Source organism: Bradyrhizobium sp. YR681 (assembly GCF_000282615.1).
GTDB lineage: Bacteria > Pseudomonadota > Alphaproteobacteria > Rhizobiales > Xanthobacteraceae > Bradyrhizobium.
The window spans coordinates 1-1874 of record NZ_AKIY01000275.1 but is presented as its reverse complement, the minus strand read 5'-3'; the positions used below and the strand labels follow the sequence as shown (position 1 = coordinate 1874).

Here is a 1874-nt window from a genome sequence, read left to right as displayed (position 1 = left end):
CGGCGGCGTCGCCCTGCTCCGTGCTTCCGAGCAGCTCAAGGGCCTGCGCACCAAGAACGACGACCAGAAGACCGGCGTCGAGATCGTGCGCAAGGCGCTGTCGGCTCCCGCTCGCCAGATCGCGATCAACGCCGGTGAAGACGGCTCGGTGATCGTCGGCAAGGTGCTGGAGAACAAGACCTACGCCTTCGGCTTCGACTCCCAGACCGGCGAATACGGCGACCTCGTCAAGAAGGGCATCATCGACCCGACCAAGGTGGTCCGTACCGCGATCCAGAACGCAGCCTCGGTTGCGGCCCTGCTGATCACCACGGAAGCCATGGTCGCCGAGCTGCCCAAGAAGGGCGGCGCCGGTCCCGCGATGCCCCCGGGCGGCGGCATGGGCGGCATGGACTTCTAAGGTCCGGCCACACCAACCGATCGAACTTGAAGAGGCCCGCCAACGCGGGCCTCTTTGCTTTTGTTGAACTCGCGCATGAGTTGCGCTACTTTCGTCCTCTATTTCAGGCTGGGACTTATATTGAAGTGTATAAAACCCGTATTCACGAGATCATCTGGTTTCCCTATCGACCCGAGAGGACGCTCATCGGCCCGCTTCTCCTGCTGCTGCTGATCGCCGTAGGAGCCACTGGGGCGGTCAACGCAATCGACCTGTTCGGCCTGATCAATTCGAGTGTCGCAAAGAACGCCGGAAACCTGGCATCCTGGACGGTCGTCGTCCTCCTCGTGCTTTGCCTGATCTTCTGCATCTATTCCGCGCGCCAGGACTACATGTCCGTCTATGCGGCACTGCTGCCCTGCTTTGTGACGACCGCGGTGATCGTCGCGCTGTCCCTCTATCTTATCTCCGGCAAGCTCGACAAGAAGTCTCTGTTCCAGGCGGCTGCGGGTGCACTCGGTTCGCTGATGTTCGTAGGGCGCGTCGTTCAATCGGGGGGCATCGATCTTGGAGCTCTCGGGGCGATCCGACGCCGCATCGAACACAAGATACAACTATGCCTGCAAACCCCCGTCACCGACAGTTCCTTCTCGACGCCGCGCAAGGAGCTCGTTGACGACGTGAGGAAGCTTGCCGACGAACTGAAGAAGGCCGCCCCGGAGATCGTTGGTCAAACCTCCGCCGAGAAAGCGATCAAGTCGCTGCAAGACTTTCTCGGGCGAAGTGACATGGTCAGTCACGACGACTTTCTGCAAGACCTGAACGAAGGCAAGGATTCGCTGGTTCAAGTGCTCAAACGGATTGACGGACGGAGGCAAGATGGCAGCTAGCATTCCATTCTACTATCTGACCCTGGATGGAGAAGACCCCTGCAAATGGTCTCCTTTCGGAGAATCATTGCTGGCCGTGGGAATGGCCACGAAAAAGGAGCAGATGAATTCGGACTTCTCCAAGAAGTATTTTTCCGTATCGATCCTCTGTCAGAATCACGACCAGGTTGCCGATCAGGCCATCTCGCAATGTGTCGGCTGCCTCGTGCCGGGCGAGTATCTGAAACCCCAGCATGAGCGGTATTTCTCGGAGCAGTTCCATAACTTCAGCAACAGGCTGAGGGCACTGAATACCAAGGTCCTGCCAGCATTGGGCTTCGAGATATTCGTCGTCGCCCAGAATGAAGCGACGGATGAAACGCTCAAGAAAGCGATGACCTTGAAGGACAGGCTGGTCCGCACCGGCGTCGAGGAGCGGCTGGTCCGGGTCGACACCGTTTGCGATCAGGCGAGGCTCTCCTCCATATCGAGGCTGCGCCTGATGAACATCGCGCATACCAGCGCAGCAGTGGCTTTGTCGGCTTAACTTCAACGGTCATCCAATGTCCGCAAAAGATATCAGATTTGGCAGTGACGCTCGTGCACGCATGCTGCGCGGCGTCGAC

General features: G+C 58.8%; 3 protein-coding genes. All 3 read left to right on the top strand.

Features of this window, described 5'->3' with window-relative positions:
* The coding region (locus PMI42_RS30160; protein ID WP_008141624.1) for a TCP-1/cpn60 chaperonin family protein at positions 1 to 400 on the top strand (400 nt) is incomplete at its 5' end.
* 26 nt (positions 401 to 426) lie between these two features.
* On the top strand, positions 427 to 1269 hold the full coding sequence (locus tag PMI42_RS30155) for a hypothetical protein (protein ID WP_157195841.1): 843 nt from the start codon (positions 427 to 429) through the stop codon (positions 1267 to 1269).
* Complete coding sequence (locus PMI42_RS30150) at positions 1259 to 1795, top strand: hypothetical protein (protein WP_008141618.1); 537 nt, start codon at positions 1259 to 1261, stop codon at positions 1793 to 1795. Before PMI42_RS30155 ends, PMI42_RS30150 begins: the two co-directional genes overlap by 11 nt.
* Positions 1796 to 1874: the final 79 nt, after the last annotated feature.